Consider the following 16,070-nt stretch of genomic DNA (forward strand, 5'->3'; position numbering starts at 1 on the left):
GCTCAGCGCGCGCCGGCCACGATCGCGATTCCCCTGATCTGCCCCGCGGACGGCGCCCGCTCGGGCTTCGGATAGCGCGCCGGCGCGAAGCGGTGCAGCAGCTCGGACTCCTGCATCTTCGCGGCTTCGAAGTTCGCGAGCTTGACGTGGCCGAAGCCGCGAATGGACAGCGGCAGCGCCGCGATGCGCGCAGCCGTCGCCTGGTTGCCTGCCGAGAGCTCGCCCGCCATCGCTTCGAGCAGGCCGTCGAAATGCGAGATCAGCTCGCGCTCCATGCGCCGCTCCGCGGTGCGTCCGAAGATGTCGAAGGCCGTGCCGCGCAGCCGCTTGCCATGCGCCAGCCAGCGCATCGCGGGCAACATCCAGCTTCCAATGCGGATCTTGGCGGGCGCCTTGCCGTGCGCGCCACGCGAGAGCACCGGCGGGGCCATGTGGAATTCGAGCTTCAGCTCGCCTTCGAACTGCTCGTTGAGCTTCTGCAGGAAGGCGCCGTCGGTGTAGAGCCGCGCCACTTCGTATTCGTCCTTGTAGCTCATGAGCTTCAGCAGGCTGCGCGCCGCGTTGCGCGTGAAGGGCAGGCTCGCGTCGCCCCCCTGCAGTGTGGCCTCGCGCTCGCGCAGGCTGCGGATGCGAGCCTCGAAGCGGTCCGCCCATGCGGCGTTCTGGTAGCCCGTGAGGTGGCGGCGTGCGTCGGCGATCAGCGCGTCGAGCGGTCGCTCGTCGAGCGAAGAAGCCTGCGCATCGGCAGGCGCCGCGCGCAGAGCGTCCAGCGCCTCGGGGTTGCCGGCCGCGAGCCGCCCCAGCGAAAAGGCCGACTGGTTCGCGGCCACCGCCACGCCGTTGAGCTCGATCGCATGCATCAGCGCCTCCAGGCTCAGCGGCACCAGCCCGCGCTGCCACGCGTAGCCGGCCGCGACGATGTTCGCCGCCAGCGTGTCGCCGAGGAACTCCTCGGCCAGGCTCTGAGCGTCGAAGGTCTCGACCTGCTCGTCGCCAGCCACGAAGCGCATCTTCTCCAGCAGAAGGTCGACGTGCAGGTCGGCATCGGGGTTGCGCAGCGACTCGGCCACCGGAATCTCGTGCACGTTCGCGAGCACCCGCGTGCGTCCGTGGCGCACGGTCTGCAGCGCGTCGGCCGATGCGCCCACCACCACATCGCAGGCGAGGATGGCGTCGGCCTGCTGCGTGTCGATGCGCACCTGGTGCAGCCGCTCGCGCGAATCGGCCAGGCGCACGAAGCTCAGCACCGAGCCGCCCTTCTGCGCGAAGCCCATGAAGTCGAGCACGCTCGCGGCCTTGCCTTCGAGGTGCGCGGCCATGGCGATCACCGCGCCCACGGTCACCACGCCGGTGCCGCCCACGCCGGTCACGAGCAGGTCATACGGAGCGGTCCAGGCGTGCTCCGCCGGGTACGGCAGCGCGGCCACGCAGTGCAGGAAGGCATCGCGCCCCGAGGCGAGCGCACCGCTCTTGCGGCGCAGCTTGCCGCCCGTGACGCCCACGAAGCTGGGGCAGAAGCCCTTGGCGCAGGAGTAGTCCTTGTTGCAGCTGGTCTGGTCGATCTTGCGCTTGCGGCCCATCGGCGTCTCGTGCGGCAGTACGGCCACGCAGTTGCTCTGTACGGTGCAGTCGCCGCAGCCCTCGCACACGGCCTCGTTGATGAACAGGCGCTTCGGCGGATCCGCCAGCTCGCCCTTCTTGCGGCGGCGGCGCTTCTCGGCGGCGCAGGTCTGCTCGTAGATGAGCACCGTCACGCCCGCCATCTCTCGCAGGCGGCGCTGCACCTCGTCGAGCGCGGCGCGGTCGTGGAACTCGGTGCCGCTCGGAAAGCGGTCCTTGATGGCGTCGTACTTGCCGATGGCGTCGCTCACCACCACCACCTTGCTCACGCCTTCCGACTCGACCTGCCGCGCGATGGCGTCCACGCTGATGACGCCGTCGACCGGCTGCCCGCCGGTCATGGCCACCGCGTCGTTGAACAGGATCTTGTAGGTGAGCGTGGCCTTGGCCGCTACCGCCTGGCGGATCGCGAGGTAGCCCGAGTGATAGTAGGTGCCGTCGCCCAGGTTCTGGAAGACGTGCGGCGTCTTCGTGAACATGGCGTGCGAGATCCAGTCCACGCCCTCGCCGCCCATCTGGATGAGGCCCGCGGTGCTGCGGTCCATCCAGTTCGCCATGAAGTGACAGCCGATGCCGGCGCGCGCGGTCGAGCCCTCGGGCACCTTGGTGCTGGTGTTGTGCGGGCAGCCGGCGCAGAAGTACGGCAGGCGCTTGACCGCGTCGCTCGCGTTGGCCAGCAACTCGGGCGGCGTGAAGTCGCGCACATGCTGCAGGTGGTCGCCCAGGTCGTGGTTGTCGGGGAAGTGCACGGCCAGCCAGTGCGCGACCAGCTCGATGAGCCGCGAGGGCCGCAGCTCGCCCAGCGCCGACACCAGCGGCTGGCCTTCGCGGTCGTGCTTGCCCACGAGCACGGGGCGCGCATCGGGCGGCGCGTTGTAGAAAATGTCGCGCAGCTGCGTCTCGACCACCGCGCCCTTCTCCTCGACGATGAGGATCTCTTCCAGCCCCTGCGCGAAGGCCTTGATGCGCGTCTGCTCCACCGGAAAGCTCAAGCCCACCTTGTAGAGCCGCACGCCCGCGCGGGCCAGCTGCTCGGGCGAAAGCTCGAGCCGGCGCAGCACTTCCATGAGGTCGTGGTGCGCCTTGCCGCAGGTGACGATGCCGACCTTCGCGTGCTCGCTGACGATCACGTGGCGGTCGATGCTGTTGCGCCTGGTGAATGCGGCGACGGCTGCGAGCTTGTCTTCGAGCCGCGACTCGATGCGCAGCGAAGGCAGGTCGGGCCAGCGGTAGTGCAGGCCGTCCGGCGGCGCATGGTGACCGGTGGCGGCGCTCACCGCATCGGCGTCTTCCCATGCGCTGACGCGGGCATTGATCGCGTCCAGGTCCACGGTGCCCGCGCTCTCCACCACTTCGGACAGCGCCGCCATGCCGACCCACGCGCCCGAATAGCGCGAGAGCTCGTAGCCGTACAGACCGAACTCCAGGTACTCGGCCACGCTGGAAGGCTGCAGGATGGGCATGCGCCACGCCATGAAGGCGTGGTCGCTCTGGTGCGGCATCGACGACGAAACGCAGCCGTGGTCGTCGCCCGCCACCACAAGCACGCCGCCGTGCGGCGAAGAGCCATACGCATTGCCGTGCTTGAGCGCATCGCCCGCACGGTCGACGCCGGGACCCTTGCCGTACCACATGGCGAACACGCCATCGACGGTGCGCGCCGGGTCCGATTCCACGCGCTGCGTGCCCAGCACCTGCGTGGCAGCGAGCTCCTCGTTCACGGCCGGCACGAAGCGGATGCCCGTCTGCTTGAAGCGCTCGCCGGCCTTCCAGATCGCCTGGTCGACCATGCCCAGCGGGGAGCCGCGATAGCCGCTGATGAAACCCTGGGTGTGCAGGCCGCGCTGCGCATCGCGCCGGCCCTGCATCACGAGCACGCGGATCAGCGCCTGCGTGCCGGTCAGGAAAACCGAGCCGGATTCGGCCCAGATGTTGTCGGAGAGTTGGTAGCCGGGCCGTCTTATCGCGGTGGCATTGAGTGGGGCATTCATGCCCGGAATTGTTCTGCCGCCTTCCGAGGGAGTGCTTCTTCAATGCACTAGCGCAGACCCTTGTTTGAAGAAGAATTCACCTGAAAACAAGACAAAAAGAAGGTTCTATTTTTTATTTCTTCAGATCCCGAGAAAACACCAGTCTCCCGGCGCTACCTTATCTTCCGGCGCCCGCGTGCCGCGCCCGGAACTCGCCCGGCGTCATGCCTTCGAGCCGCCGGAAGTGGCGGTTGAAATTCGAGAGGTTGTTGAAGCCCACCTCGTAGCAGATGCTGCTCACGTGCTGGCGCGTGGAGGTCAGCAGGCCGCAGGCCTTCGCCAGGCGCAGGCCGATGATGAAGTCGGTGAAGGTCTTCCCGGTCGCGCGGCGGAAACTGCGCGACAGCGAGGTCCGGCTGGTGCCCACGAGCGCGCTGACTTCCGAAAGCGACAGCGGCTGTGCGTAGTTGTTCCGGATGTGATGCAGCGCTCTCTGCACGTGCAGCGTGCGGCCCGGCCCGGCGGCATCGGCATGCTCGGGGATTCGGGCCAGCAGCCGGAAGTCGGTCCACTGCGAGAGCTCATTCAGCACGGCGGTGAATGCCGAAAACCGTGCCAGCCCGTGCAGCGTCGAAAGGCGCCTCAGCTTGGTCAGCGTCTCCGCACCCAGGCCGACGAAATGCACGCCCTGGCGCGCGCGCGAAAGAAGCGGCCCGACGTCCGACAGCTCCGGGAATATCGCCGCGCCGCGGCGCAGCGGCTCGTCGCTGAAGCGCAGCACCAGCCCGTCATCCGGCTCCGCTCGATACGCCAGCCTCAGTGTCCGTGGCAGCAGGGGCCCGAGCAGCACGACCGCGCCGGGTGCGAGCGTATGCGTCTCTTCGCTCGCGCCGCTGCCGATGCGCAGGCATGCCGGGGCGCTTCCGATCAGGTGCAGTTCGTGGTCGTGAAGGCAGTTGCGGGAGTCGAAGCTTCGCCCCGCGAACGGGCTCGGCTCCTCGCAGAGAACGGTGGCATTGGCGTCGGACATTCGATTGCGATCCACAAGGCCTCGTGGCGATGGCGCGGCGGCCGCATCTGCGGTCAGTCGCGCGAGCGCATCGCGAAGAAGCCCCCGGCCACCAGGATGAACGCCCCGATGATCACCTTCTGCCAGGTGCTGGGCACCCCGGCCAGGATCAGCACGTTGTTGATCAGCGTGACCAGCACCACGCCCAGCAGCGTGCCGCCCACGGTGCCGCTGCCGCCGGTGATGCGCGCGCCGCCGAGGATCACGGCCGCGATCACGTCCAGCTCGTTGCCCACCAAGTCGAAAGGGTTTGCCAGACGCGTGCTCGACACGTGCACGATGCCAGCCAGCCCCGACAGGAAGCCCGCATACGCGAACACGAAGACGTGCACCGTGCGCAGGTTGTAGCCCAGCCGCTCGGCGATCTGCAGGCTGCCGCCGATGGCGTACACCGCCCGGCCGATCAGCGTGCGATTCAGCAGCCACCACGTCAGCACGGCCGCGAACACCAGCACCAGCACGGTTGCCGGCAGCACCACGTGCAGGCCCTGCGGCGTGTCGAAGCGCCACAGCGCCAGCTTGCCGAAGGCATCCATCGGCGCCGGCACGTTCATGAAGAACACGGTTCCCACGAAGGTCAGCAGGATGCCGCGGTACAGGTACTGCGTGCCGATGGTCACGATCAGCGAAGGTGCCTTCAGCCAGTGCACCAGCAGCCCGTTGATCACGCCCAGCAGCGCGCCGCTCGCCGCGCCTGCGACCAGCAGCAGCGCGATGGGCGCTTCCGGAAAATAGTTGAGCACCAGCTTGGTGATGCTGTACATGGTGAGCGCGGCGATGGCCGCGAACGAAACGTCGATGCCGCCGGCCGCCAGCACGATCAGCACGCCCAGCGCAAACAGGCCCAGCACCGTGCAGGCGCGCACGATGTCGAACAGCACCGGCAGCTGGAAGAAGCTCGGGTTGATGGCGCCCACCGCCAGGCTGGCCAGCACGATCAGCGCCAGTGTGAAGACCGAGGGGCGCTGCGCGAGCCAGCTGCGCAGTGACGCCCTCGCGTGCGGCGCGGGTGGGGTCGGCGTGGCCGGCGCGGATTGCGCTTGCATGGTGGAAGCCGTCATGAGAATGCGGGGGATGGGGTATCGGAAACCAGCGCGTGGTAGAGATCGCTCTCGGCGAGCCCCTGCGCGGCGAAGTCGTTGGCGATGCGGCCCTTGCGCATCAGCAGGATGCGGTCGCAGTTCTGCAGCAGTTCCTGCAGGTCGTCGCTCACCAGGATCACGCCCAGGCCCTGCTCGGCCAGCCGCTGCACGATGCGGTAGATGGTGTCCTTGGAGCCCACGTCCACGCCCACGGTGGGGCCGTGCAATATCAGCACGCGCGGCCCGATGGCCAGCCAGCGCCCGATGAGCACGCGCTGCTGGTTGCCGCCCGAGAGCGACTGCACCGGACGGTCGACGTCGGGCGTGGCGATCTGCAGGTCGGCCACGGTGCGCTCCGCCAGCGCCTGGCACTGGGTTGTATCGAGCGCGCCGAAGCGCCCGCGCAGGCGGTTGAGCACCGCCGTGACGATGTTGTCGCGGATCGGCTTGTCGAGGAACAGGCCCTCGCTGAGCCGGTCTTCGGGCACGTAGCCGATGCCCTGGCGGATGCCGTCGGTGGGCGTATTCAGCGCGATCTCCTTCGCGTCGAGCAGCACGCGTCCGCGGTCGGCGGCCTGCACGCCGGCCAGCGCCAGCGCGAGCTCGTTGCGGCCGGAGTCGAGCAAGCCGGTCACGCCGAGGATCTCGCCCTTGCGCAGCGTGAAGCTCACGTCGCTGAACTGCGCGCCGCGGCCCAGGCCTTCGACCTTCAGCAGTTCGTCGCCGCCGTGTGTGCCGTGGCGGTAGCGCTCGCCGTCGAGGTGCTTGCCGGTCATCCAGTGCGCGATCTCGGCCTTGGTGAAGTCGCGGATCGGGCCCTGCGCCACCTTCGTTCCGTCGCGGAACACGATGGCCTGGCCGCCCATGGCCATGCACTCGTCGAGCTTGTGGCTCACGAAGAGCACGGCCACGCCCTGCTCGCGCAGCGCCTCCACCACGCGAACGAGGTTGTCCACCTCCTTCTGCGTGAGCGAGGTGGTGGGCTCATCCATGATGACCATGCGCGCGCGCGTGGCCACCGCGCGCGCGATGGCCACGAGCTGCCGCGTGGCGATGGGCATCTCGTCCACGCGCCGCGCGAGGAAGGCCGCGTCGGTCGGCAGCTTCACCGCCTCCAGCGCGCGCGCGGCCGTGGCCGCCAGCGCCTTGCGGTCGAAGCGCCGCGCCAGCCTGCCGCCGGTTGCAACCAGCTGCTCGCTGAGCGCGACGTTCTCGGCCACGCTCATGTTCGGCAGCAGCGACAGGTCCTGGTAGACCGTCTCGATGCCGAGGCTGAGCGCCTGCAGCGGCGACAGCGAGTCGTACGGCTGCCCGTCGATCACGATGCGCCCCTGGCTCGGCGGCTGCGCGCCCGAGATGATCTTGATCAGCGTGCTCTTGCCGCAGCCGTTCTCGCCGAGCAGGTGGTAGATCTCGCCGGCCTCGATGCGCAGGTCGATGCCGCGCAGCGCGTGCACGCCCGCGAAGCGCTTGTGCACGTCCTGCACTTCGAGGAACACCCGGCGCCCGGCCGGTGTGTCGGCCGGGCTTGCTTGCGTGGAAGGCGCGGTCAGGGTCATGGCTGCAAGGCGGTCAGAACGAATACTTCTTGTAGTTCTGCTTGTCGACCTCGACCCAGGCCTGGCCCGTGACGATGATGCCCACGCCCGGGCCCTTCTTCACCGAGACCTTGTTGTAGCCGGGCACGCCCATGTCGGTGCCGTCAGTGATGGTCTTGCCGTCCAGCAGCATCTTGGCCGCCTTGTTCATGACGATGCCGGCGTCCTTCGGGTCCCAGAAGGCGATGCCGCCGACCGCGCCCGACTCGAGGAACTTGGCCGCCTCGCTCGGCAGGCCGGTGCCGAAGACGCAGATCTTGCCCGCCAGGCCGGCTTCTTCCACGGCACGGCCGATGCCCAGCACGTCGAGCGACGACGAGCCCTGGAAGCCCTTCAGGTCGGGGTGCTTGCGCAGCATTTCCTTGGCCTTGCCGTAGGCCTTCTCGGCGTCGTTGAGCGACTCGTTCTTGGCGTCGACCAGCTGCATCTTGGGGTACTTCTTCGCGTTGGCCGCGCCGCCGTCGGCCCACTGCACTTGCGACTGGCTGCCCAGCGATCCGACCAGCGAGGTCCACTTGCCCTGCTGGCCCATGCAGGCGGCAAGGCGCTCGTTGATGCGCGCGCCGTAGGCGGTGTTGTCGAAGGCCTCGATGTCGACCATGGTGTTCTTCTGGTTGTCTGCCTCGTGCGTGACGACCTTGATGCCTCGTTCCATCGCGCGCTTGAGCACCGGCTCCAGCGTGGGCGGGTCCATCGACACCACCGCGATCGCGTCGACCTTCTTGGCCACCAGGTCTTCCACCAGGCGCTGCTGCTGCGCGGCGTCGGACTGGGCCGGGCCGATCTGGCGCGTGGCCACGCCCGGCGTGCTGCTGCCGAACTCCTTCACGCCCACTTCCATGCGGTTGAACCAGCTGATGCCGGTGATCTTCACCACGGTGACGATGTCCTGCGGCTTGCCCTGCGCATGCAGCGCCGAGGCGAAGGCGACGGTGCCCAGTGCGAGCACGGTGCAGGCGATCTTGGTTTTCTTCAGCATGTTCGTTTGTCTCCTAGCCCTCGGTGGTTCTCTGCGTCGCGCCAGGAGGGGGCTGATGCGGCGGTGCGCTGGTGCGCGAAACGGAGATGAAGCTGCGCAGGTCGGCCAGGCTGAAGCGCGCCGATGCCAGGAAGAACAGCAGCAGCAGGCCCCAGGCGCAGTCGCGGAAGAAGTTGGAAATGCCCAGCAGGTTGAAGGTGCTCGACAGCAGCTGCAGCGCCACGGCCGAGAAGAACAGGCACACCATGCGCCCGTAGCCGCCCTGCGGCCGCACGCCCGCCATCACGGTGATGAGGATGGCGATCAGCAGGTAGGAGTTGCCGTAGTCCGACTTCACGCTGGCCGTGCGGCCCGCGATGATCACGCCCGCCACCGCCGCCAGCACGCCGCACAGCGCGTAGGTGGCGATCAGCATGCGGCCCTGCGGAATGCCCGCGTAGCGCGCCGCCTTGGCGTTGGTGCCCAGCAGGAAGAGCCGGATGCCGAACGGGCTCTGCTTGAGCAGCCAGCCCACGGCCAGCAGCATGGCGACGAAGATCGCGAACGGAATCGGCACGCCCAGCACGTTCTCGTTGCCGATGGCCGAAAGCGGCTCCGCATTGCCCACGCGCAGGCTGGAACCGCCCGTGAGCACCACGGCCAGGCCGGTGTAGAGCAGTTGCGTGCCCAGCGTGCACAGAATGGGCGTGAGGCCGGCGCGCGCAATCAGCACGCCGTTGAGCAGCCCGCCTACCAGCCCCGTCGCGAGCGCGACCGCGGCAAAGGCTCCGGTATAGGCCCACGGCGCAGCATCGGCATCGATCAGCATCGGCGCCAGCGTGGCCGCCACCACGCCCGAGAGATTGGCCAGCGCCACGCCCGAGAGGTCGATGCCGCCGTTGCCGGAGATCATGGACAGCGCCACACCCATGGCCAGCAGGCCGAGCTCGGGCAGCTGGCCGCCCATCGACTGGAAGTTGTAGACGTCGAGGAACTCGCCCTTCGACAGCACCGTGGCGACCACGAGGATCGCGACGTTGATGCCGACCAGGAAGTTGAGCTCGCGGTCTGAAAACCTGAATTTCACGGAAGGCTCCTTTGCGGCTCGCGTTCTCAGGCTGCGGCCCGGCCCAGCAGCGCATCGACCTCGGCACGCGTGGGCATCGAAGGCGCGGTGCCGGCGCGCGTGACCGAGATGGCTGCCACGGCCGAGCCGAAGCGAGCGGCTTCCAGCGGAGACGCGCCCTCGGCCAACGCGGCCGCGAAGCCGCCGTTGAACGCATCGCCAGCGCCGGCCGTTTCCTTCACCGCGCCGGCATGGAACACGGGCAGGTGCACCGACTCGCTCGCGCTATGCAGCAGCGCGCCCTTGTCGCCGAGCGTGATGAGCGCGCAGCCCACGCCCTTGGAGAGGAAGAAGTCGCCCGCGCGGCGTGCGTCCTCGACGGTCTCGACGGCGATGCCGCTCAGCGCAGCGGCTTCGTGCTCGTTCGGCGTGATGAAGTCGCACAGCGGGTACACGGCATCGTCGAACGGCAGCGCGGGCGCGGGGTTGAACACCGTCACCGTGCCGGCAGCGCGCGCAAGCTCCAGGCCGCGCTGCGCGGCACCGGCGGGCTGCTCCAGCTGCGTGACGAACACCCGCGCGCCGCGAATGGCGTCGGCGGCCGCATCCACGTCCGCCGAGTCGATGAGCGCCGCGGCGCCAGGCACCACGATGATGGCGTTGTCGCCCGTGACCTCGTGCACGTAGATGAAGGCCGCGCCGGTCGGCTGCGTCGTCACCTGCGGCACGCGCGGCGTGATGCCCTCCTCGGCCCAGAGTGCGAGCGCATTGGCGCCGAAGGCGTCCTGCCCGAGCTTGGAGATGAAGGTCACCTGCGCGCCGGCGCGCGCCGCCGCCACCGACTGGTTCGAGCCCTTGCCGCCGGGCCCCATGGCGAAGCCGGAGCCGGCGATGGTCTGGCCCACGCCCGGAAGGTCGGCCGCACGGAAGGCGAGGTCGGCCACGAAGATGCCGAGCACGGCGACGCCGCGCTGCTGGTGCGAAGAAGCCGTGCTCATCGCGATCAGGCCTCGGGGGCGATCACGCCCTTCTTGAACACGAAGCAGCCGTAGAAGCGGCGCTCGCCGGTGGCGATCACGCAGTAGGCGCGGCGCGCGGCTTCATAGAAGGCGAAGCGCTCGATGGAGCCCATCGGACGCGGGCGCCCTTCGGCCGCGTCGATCTCGCGCTGCATCTCCTGCTGCACGGGCGGGATCTCATTGGGCGCCCCCATGATCTCCATGCGCCTCGCCGGATCTTCCACCGCGTTGTCCAGCGGCAGCACCGAAAGAATGGCGCGCGCCGCCTCGGTGGTGCCCACGCCGTCGATGCGCAGCAGCCGGCCCAGCGAGGTCTGGCGGGCGACCGAGTCGGCCGGGAAATTGGCGTCGCACAGCACCAGCTCGTCGCCGTGGCCCATCGCGCGCAAGGCGTAGAGCACGTCTGCGTTGAGCAGCGGATGGATGGACTTCAGCATTCGGTCTCCTGAATTGGTATGGCTTTCGCGGCTGCGATCTTAGATAAAGAAAACGTTTGCGCAAACGTTTGCTTCTCGGGGATTTCCCTTGGTTTCGATAACAGGCACAACGGCTGCCCGTTCATTCGCCATAGGGAATCCAGATGTTCTTGACCTGCGTGGCGTGCCGCAGGAACACCGCGCCTTCGCCCGATGCCGGGTCGTGCCAGTCGGTGGCCAGGCCATGGTCGACCAGCGTGCGCTTGAGGTTGCCGACCGAAAGCCGCTCGGCATCGCGCGACAGCTCCTTCGCGCCGAAGACCCAGAGCGCGTCGACGTCGTCGTGCTCTGCCAGCGTGCGCACGAGGCCCGCGGCCGGGCCGGTCACGATGTTGACGACGCCGCCCGGCAGGTCGGAGGTTTCGAGCACCTGGTAGAAGTCGGTGGCGACCAGCGCGTGCTTCTCGCCCGGCACGATGACCGTGCGGTTGCCCATGGCGAGGTTCGGCGCCAGCAGGCTCACGAAGGACAGCAATGGCGCCTCGTCGGGGCAGACCACACCCACCACGCCGATCGCCTCGACCGTGGCCAGCGCTACGCCGCGCAGCGGCGGCACATGCACCGTGCCCTCGTACTTGTCGGCCCAGGCCCCGTAGGCGAAGAGGCGGCTCACCGATGCATCGACCTCGGCCTGCGCGGCCTTCGCTGCGACGCCGGTGAGGCTCGCGATGCGCACGGCGAACTCGCCTGCGCGCGCCGAGAGGTTCTCCGCGAGGTAGTACAGCGCCTGCGCGCGGCGATGCGGCGTCGCGCTCGACCAGCCCGCGGCCGAGCGCGCGGCGGCGACGGCATTGCGGATGTCCTTGCGGTTGCCCGTGCCCACCTCGCCTGCGCGCTGCCCGTTGGCGGCGAAGACGCTGCTGGAGAGTTCGCCATCGGGCCGCACCTGCTTGCCGCCGATGAAGAGCTTGGCGGTGCGGTCGATGGCGGGCAATGCGAGCGCAGATTCGTTCTTCGCATCCGCAGCCTCGTTCGCAGCGACACTCGCTGCAGCAGAACGCGGCTTGCGCTGCGCCCATGCACACGGCTTCAGGTATTCGTAGCAGCCCTCTCGCCCGCCCTCGCGGCCGTAGCCCGATTCGCGGTAACCCCCGAAGCCCACGCCAGCGTCGAACAGGTTGGTCGCATTGACCCACACCACGCCGGCCTGCAGCTGCGGCGCGATGCCCAGCGCGAGGCCGATGGTCTCGCTCCACACGCTGGCCGCGAGCCCGTAGCGCGTGTTGTTCGCCAGCGCGACGGCTTCGTCTGGCGTGCGGAAGGTCATCGTCACCAGCACGGGGCCGAAGATCTCCTCGGTCGCGACGGTGGATGCCGGCTGCACGCCCGTCAGCAGCGTCGGTGGAAAGAAGCTGCCGCCCGGCGGCAGCGCGCCCGGCGCCTGGTAGCAGGTCGCGCCCTCGCGCACGCCGGTGGCCACGAGCGAGCGCACGCGCTCGAGCTGCGTGGAGTCGATCAGGCTGCCCATGTCGATCGCCTTGTCCAGCGGCGGGCCCACGCGCAGGGTCTGCATGCGGCGCTTGAGCCGCGCGATGAAATCGTCGGCGATGCCTTCCTGCAGCAGCAGCCGCGAACCGGCGCAGCACACCTGGCCCTGGTTGAACCAGATCGCGTCGACCACGCCTTCGACAGCGGCGTCGATGTCCGCGTCGTCGAACACGATGAAAGGCGACTTGCCGCCCAGCTCCAGCGTGAGCGACTTGCCCGTGCCCGCCGTCGCGGTGCGAATCAACCGCCCCACTTCCGTCGAGCCGGTGAAAGCGATCTTGTCCACGCCCTCGTGCGCGACCAGTGCAGCGCCGGTGGCGCCGTCGCCCGTCACCACGTTGAGCACGCCGCGCGGCAGGCCCGCCTGCGCCGCGAGCTCGGCGAAGAGCAAGGCACTCAGCGGCGTGAACTCGGCGGGCTTCAGCACCACGGTGTTGCCCAGCGCGAGCGCGGGCGCGATCTTCCACGCGAGCATCAGCAGCGGGAAGTTCCACGGAATGATCTGGCCGACCACGCCCAGCGGCACCTGGTCGGCGAACTCGCGCTCCTGCAGCTGCGCCCAGCCGGCATGGTGATAGAAGTGGCGCGCGGCCAGCGGCACGTCGAGGTCGCGCGTCTCGCGGATCGGCTTGCCGTTGTCGAGTGCCTCGACCACCGCGAGCAGGCGCGCATGGCGCTGCACCATGCGGGCGAGCGCATACAGATGCCGCGCACGGCCATGGCCGCCGAGCGCGAACCAGCCCGGCTGCGCGGCGCGCGCGGCCGCCACCGCGGCGTCCACGTCCTTCGCCGAACCTTGCGCGATGCGCGCCAGGCGCTGGCCGGTGGCCGGCTCGGCCGTGTCGAAGTGCGCGCCCTCGGCAGCGAGCGTGAAGCGTCCGTCGATGAAGTGGCCGAAGCCTTCGGTATGGCGCGCTAGCCATTCGCGCGCGTCGGTATCGCTCTCGGGCGCGGGGCCGTAGTCCATGGTGTCGAAATAGCGTGCGACGTTGTTGTTGTTGCTGCTGCTCATCGGGCTCATCCGATCGGGTGGCGGTTGTAGGCCGAGTAGCGGCCGGTGACGTGGTGCTCCAGCTGGCGCTCGATGTCGGCCAGCAGCGTGGAGGCGCCGATGCGGAACAGGTCGGGCTCGAGCCAGTCGCGGCCCAGTTCCTCCTTCATGAGCACCTGGTAGTCGAGCGCCGTCTTCGCGGTGGAGACGCCGCCCGCGGGCTTGTAGCCCACGCGCAGGCCGGTGCGGGCCTCGTACTGGCGGATCATCCGCAGCATCGCGAGCGTGACCAGCGGCGTGGCGTTCACGCCTTCCTTGCCGGTGGAGGTCTTGATGAAATCGGCGCCGGCCATCATGCAGACCATCGAGGCCTTCGCGACGTTGCGCAGCGTCTTGAGCTCGCCCGTCGCGAGGATCGCCTTCACGTGCGCCTCGCCCGCCGCGCGGCGGAAGTCGAGCATCTCGTCGTAGAGCTTCTTCCACTGGCCGGCGAGCACGTGCTCGCGGGTGATGACGATGTCGATCTCCGAAGCGCCGTCGCGCACCGAGGCCTCGATCTCCTTGAGCTTGAGCTCGTGCGGAATCAGCCCCGCCGGAAAGCCCGTGGATACCGCCGCCACCGGAATGCCGCTGCCTGCCAGCGCCTCGACCGCCGTGGAGACGAAGCGGTGATAGACGCACACAGCACCCGTGTGCAGCTTGCGGTCGGCAAACCCGAGTGCGGCCAGCAGGTCGGGGCGAACCGGCGTCACGGCCTTGGCGCAGAGCCGCTTCACGCGCTCTGCCGTGTCGTCGCCGCTGAGCGTGGTGAGATCGATGCAGGTGATGGCCTTGAGCAGCCAGCCGGCCTGTGAGTCCTTCTTGACCGAGCGGCGGCCGGGCAGCGTGGCCACGCGGCGCTCGGCGGCAGAGAGGTTGAAGCGGATGCCGTCGATCCAGCCGAGGTCGAAGGGCTGGGCGGTGTTGCGCGCGGCAGCGGGGTGGGTCTGCGCCGGCGTCCCGGCGGGCGCCTGGGGCGCGGCCGCAGGCGAAGCCGGGCGCGAGCGCACCGCGCCGCTGGGGCGAACGAGGGAAGTGGAAGTCATGGATGGGCGAGCGCCGTGGCGCGCAAGGGCCGCGACTGCGGCGGGACGGCTGGGTACATGTCTTTTGTCTCCGGGCCTCATCGCATCGCATTGCATCGCGGCAGGCCTTGGTGTTCGTGTTGGGATAAATGTTATTACAACAACATTTAAATGCGCAATATGTTTTTCAAACAACATTGAAACGACATGCGATGCCCGATACTCCAGAGCGTGGACCTGAGGAAACGAACATGAGAAGAACCGCCGGAGCCGAGGCCCGGGCCGTGCGCCTGGCCAGGATGCAGGAACTCGTCGAGGCCGGCGGCCCGCTGCCGATCAAGCAGGCGGCGCAGCAACTCGATGTGACGGAAATGACCATCCGCCGCGACCTGGCGTCGGCGGAATCTCCCCTCTCCGCCCTCGGCGGCTACGTGCTCGCGACCACGCTGCCGGGCGCCGAACGCTACTCGCTCGACGAGGCCAGCGACCAGCATGCGGCCAACAAGCGCCTGGCCTGCGAGCGCGCCGCCGGGCTGGTGCAGCCGCACGACAGCCTCTTCATCGACTGCGGCACCACCATGGTCCATTTCGCCGAGGCGCTGCCGCCCGAAATGCCTTTGAGCGTCGTGTGTTATTCCACGAACATCGCGCAGGTGCTGAGCCGCCGCCCGAAGACGCAGCTGATGCTGCTGGGCGGGCTCTACCACCCCTCCTCGGCCACCTTCTTCTCGGACGAGGGCCTGCAGTACCTTGCCAGGCTGGGCGTGAACAAGGCCTTCATCTCGGCGGGCGGCATCGACCTGGAGCGCGGCGCGAGCTGCTCCAACTTCCACGAGGTGCCGGTGAAGCAGGCGGCAATCCGCAGCGCATCGCAGAGCTTTCTGATCGTCGACGAAAGCAAGCTCGGCACGCTGCGGCCGGCCTTCTTCAGCCCGCTCGACGCCTTCGCGCGCATCGTGGTCGGCGGCTCGCCCGAGGCCTCGCTGAAGAAGCAGTTCAAGGACCTGCCGCTGGAATTCGCGCGCGCCGCCGACGCATAGGCGCTGCATTGCCCTGACGCATCGATCGGGGAGAATCGCGACGACGGAGGGGATCGGCACTCGATCCCCCTCTGAACCCCATCACTACACGCGACTGCGCGATGAATGCCGGCACCGTTTCCCTCGACGAGCACTGCCTCAAGATCCTCTCCGCGCTGCAGCACGACGGCCGCCAGACCGTGCAGCAGATCTCCGAGGCCGTCGGCCTCTCGCCCACGCCCTGCTGGAAGCGCATCAAGGACATGGAAGCCGCCGGCGTCATCCGCGGCTACACCACGCTGGTCGACCCCGAGCTCGTGGGCCTGCACGTATCGGCCGTCGCCGAGGTGAACCTCGACCGCCACAGCGAGGCGATGGTGCAGCGCTTCGAGGAAGCCGTGGCCGCGAGCCCGCAGATCATCCGCTGCGTGTCGGCCACCGGGCCGGCCGACTACATCCTCAACGTGACCGTGCCCGACATGAAGCACTACGAGCGCTTCCTGCACGAGGTGCTGTTCAGCCTGCCCGGCGTGACGCACGTGCGCTCGAGCATCGTGCTGCGCGAGATCAAGTCTGAAACAGCGCTGCCGTTGGACCACCTGCTGCCGGGCACGCCGCGCGCGACCGGCTCGCGGCGCGGCGCCGGATGA

At 68.8% G+C, this 16,070-nt stretch carries 12 protein-coding genes; 2 read left to right on the plus strand and 10 right to left on the minus strand.

Going from position 1 to position 16,070, the window contains the following annotated elements; genetic code table 11:
- Window positions 1-2: 2 nt before the first annotated feature.
- The 10 genes from ABL843_RS21685 to deoC form a co-directional block, all read right to left on the minus strand.
- Entirely contained in the window at window positions 3-3,611 is a 3,609-nt protein-coding gene (locus ABL843_RS21685; protein WP_418117253.1) for an indolepyruvate ferredoxin oxidoreductase family protein, read from the minus strand.
- Window positions 3,612-3,768: 157 nt separating this feature from the next.
- Window positions 3,769-4,620, minus strand: coding sequence for a helix-turn-helix domain-containing protein (locus ABL843_RS21690; protein ID WP_418117254.1), 852 nt, complete (start codon window positions 4,618-4,620; stop codon window positions 3,769-3,771).
- Between the two features lie 53 nt (window positions 4,621-4,673).
- A complete protein-coding gene (locus tag ABL843_RS21695; RefSeq protein ID WP_418117255.1) occupies window positions 4,674-5,720 on the minus strand; it encodes an ABC transporter permease in 1,047 nt (348 codons plus the stop codon).
- Window positions 5,717-7,300, minus strand: coding sequence for a sugar ABC transporter ATP-binding protein (locus ABL843_RS21700; RefSeq protein ID WP_418117257.1), 1,584 nt, complete (start codon window positions 7,298-7,300; stop codon window positions 5,717-5,719). The genes ABL843_RS21695 and ABL843_RS21700 overlap by 4 nt, the downstream gene beginning before the upstream one ends.
- Before the next feature lie 13 nt (window positions 7,301-7,313).
- Entirely contained in the window at window positions 7,314-8,318 is a 1,005-nt protein-coding gene (locus ABL843_RS21705; protein ID WP_126025227.1) for a substrate-binding domain-containing protein, read from the minus strand.
- A 13-nt stretch (window positions 8,319-8,331) separates the two neighbouring features.
- Window positions 8,332-9,384, minus strand: coding sequence for an ABC transporter permease (locus ABL843_RS21710; RefSeq protein ID WP_418117258.1), 1,053 nt, complete (start codon window positions 9,382-9,384; stop codon window positions 8,332-8,334).
- 26 nt (window positions 9,385-9,410) lie between these two features.
- The gene (locus tag ABL843_RS21715) at window positions 9,411-10,361 is read right to left on the minus strand and encodes a ribokinase (protein WP_126025225.1); all 951 of its coding nucleotides are present in this window, start codon (window positions 10,359-10,361) and stop codon (window positions 9,411-9,413) included.
- 5 nt (window positions 10,362-10,366) lie between these two features.
- On the minus strand, window positions 10,367-10,819 hold the full coding sequence (locus ABL843_RS21720) for an RbsD/FucU family protein (RefSeq protein WP_126025224.1): 453 nt from the start codon (window positions 10,817-10,819) through the stop codon (window positions 10,367-10,369).
- 121 nt (window positions 10,820-10,940) lie between these two features.
- Window positions 10,941-13,358: an aldehyde dehydrogenase family protein gene (locus tag ABL843_RS21725; RefSeq protein WP_418117259.1), complete on the minus strand. Its 2,418-nt coding sequence runs from the start codon at window positions 13,356-13,358 to the stop codon at window positions 10,941-10,943.
- Between the two features lie 5 nt (window positions 13,359-13,363).
- Entirely contained in the window at window positions 13,364-14,422 is a 1,059-nt protein-coding gene (deoC, locus tag ABL843_RS21730) for a deoxyribose-phosphate aldolase (protein WP_418117260.1), read from the minus strand.
- Window positions 14,423-14,652: 230 nt separating this feature from the next.
- Between deoC and ABL843_RS21735 the strand changes: the two genes are divergently transcribed.
- Window positions 14,653-15,441: a DeoR/GlpR family DNA-binding transcription regulator gene (locus tag ABL843_RS21735; RefSeq protein WP_418117261.1), complete on the plus strand. Its 789-nt coding sequence runs from the start codon at window positions 14,653-14,655 to the stop codon at window positions 15,439-15,441.
- Window positions 15,442-15,542: 101 nt separating this feature from the next.
- A complete protein-coding gene (locus tag ABL843_RS21740) occupies window positions 15,543-16,070 on the plus strand; it encodes an Lrp/AsnC family transcriptional regulator (protein WP_184641640.1) in 528 nt (175 codons plus the stop codon).

The sequence above is a fragment of the Variovorax sp. 350MFTsu5.1 genome, from assembly GCF_048302515.1.
Classification (GTDB): domain Bacteria; phylum Pseudomonadota; class Gammaproteobacteria; order Burkholderiales; family Burkholderiaceae_C; genus Variovorax; species Variovorax guangxiensis.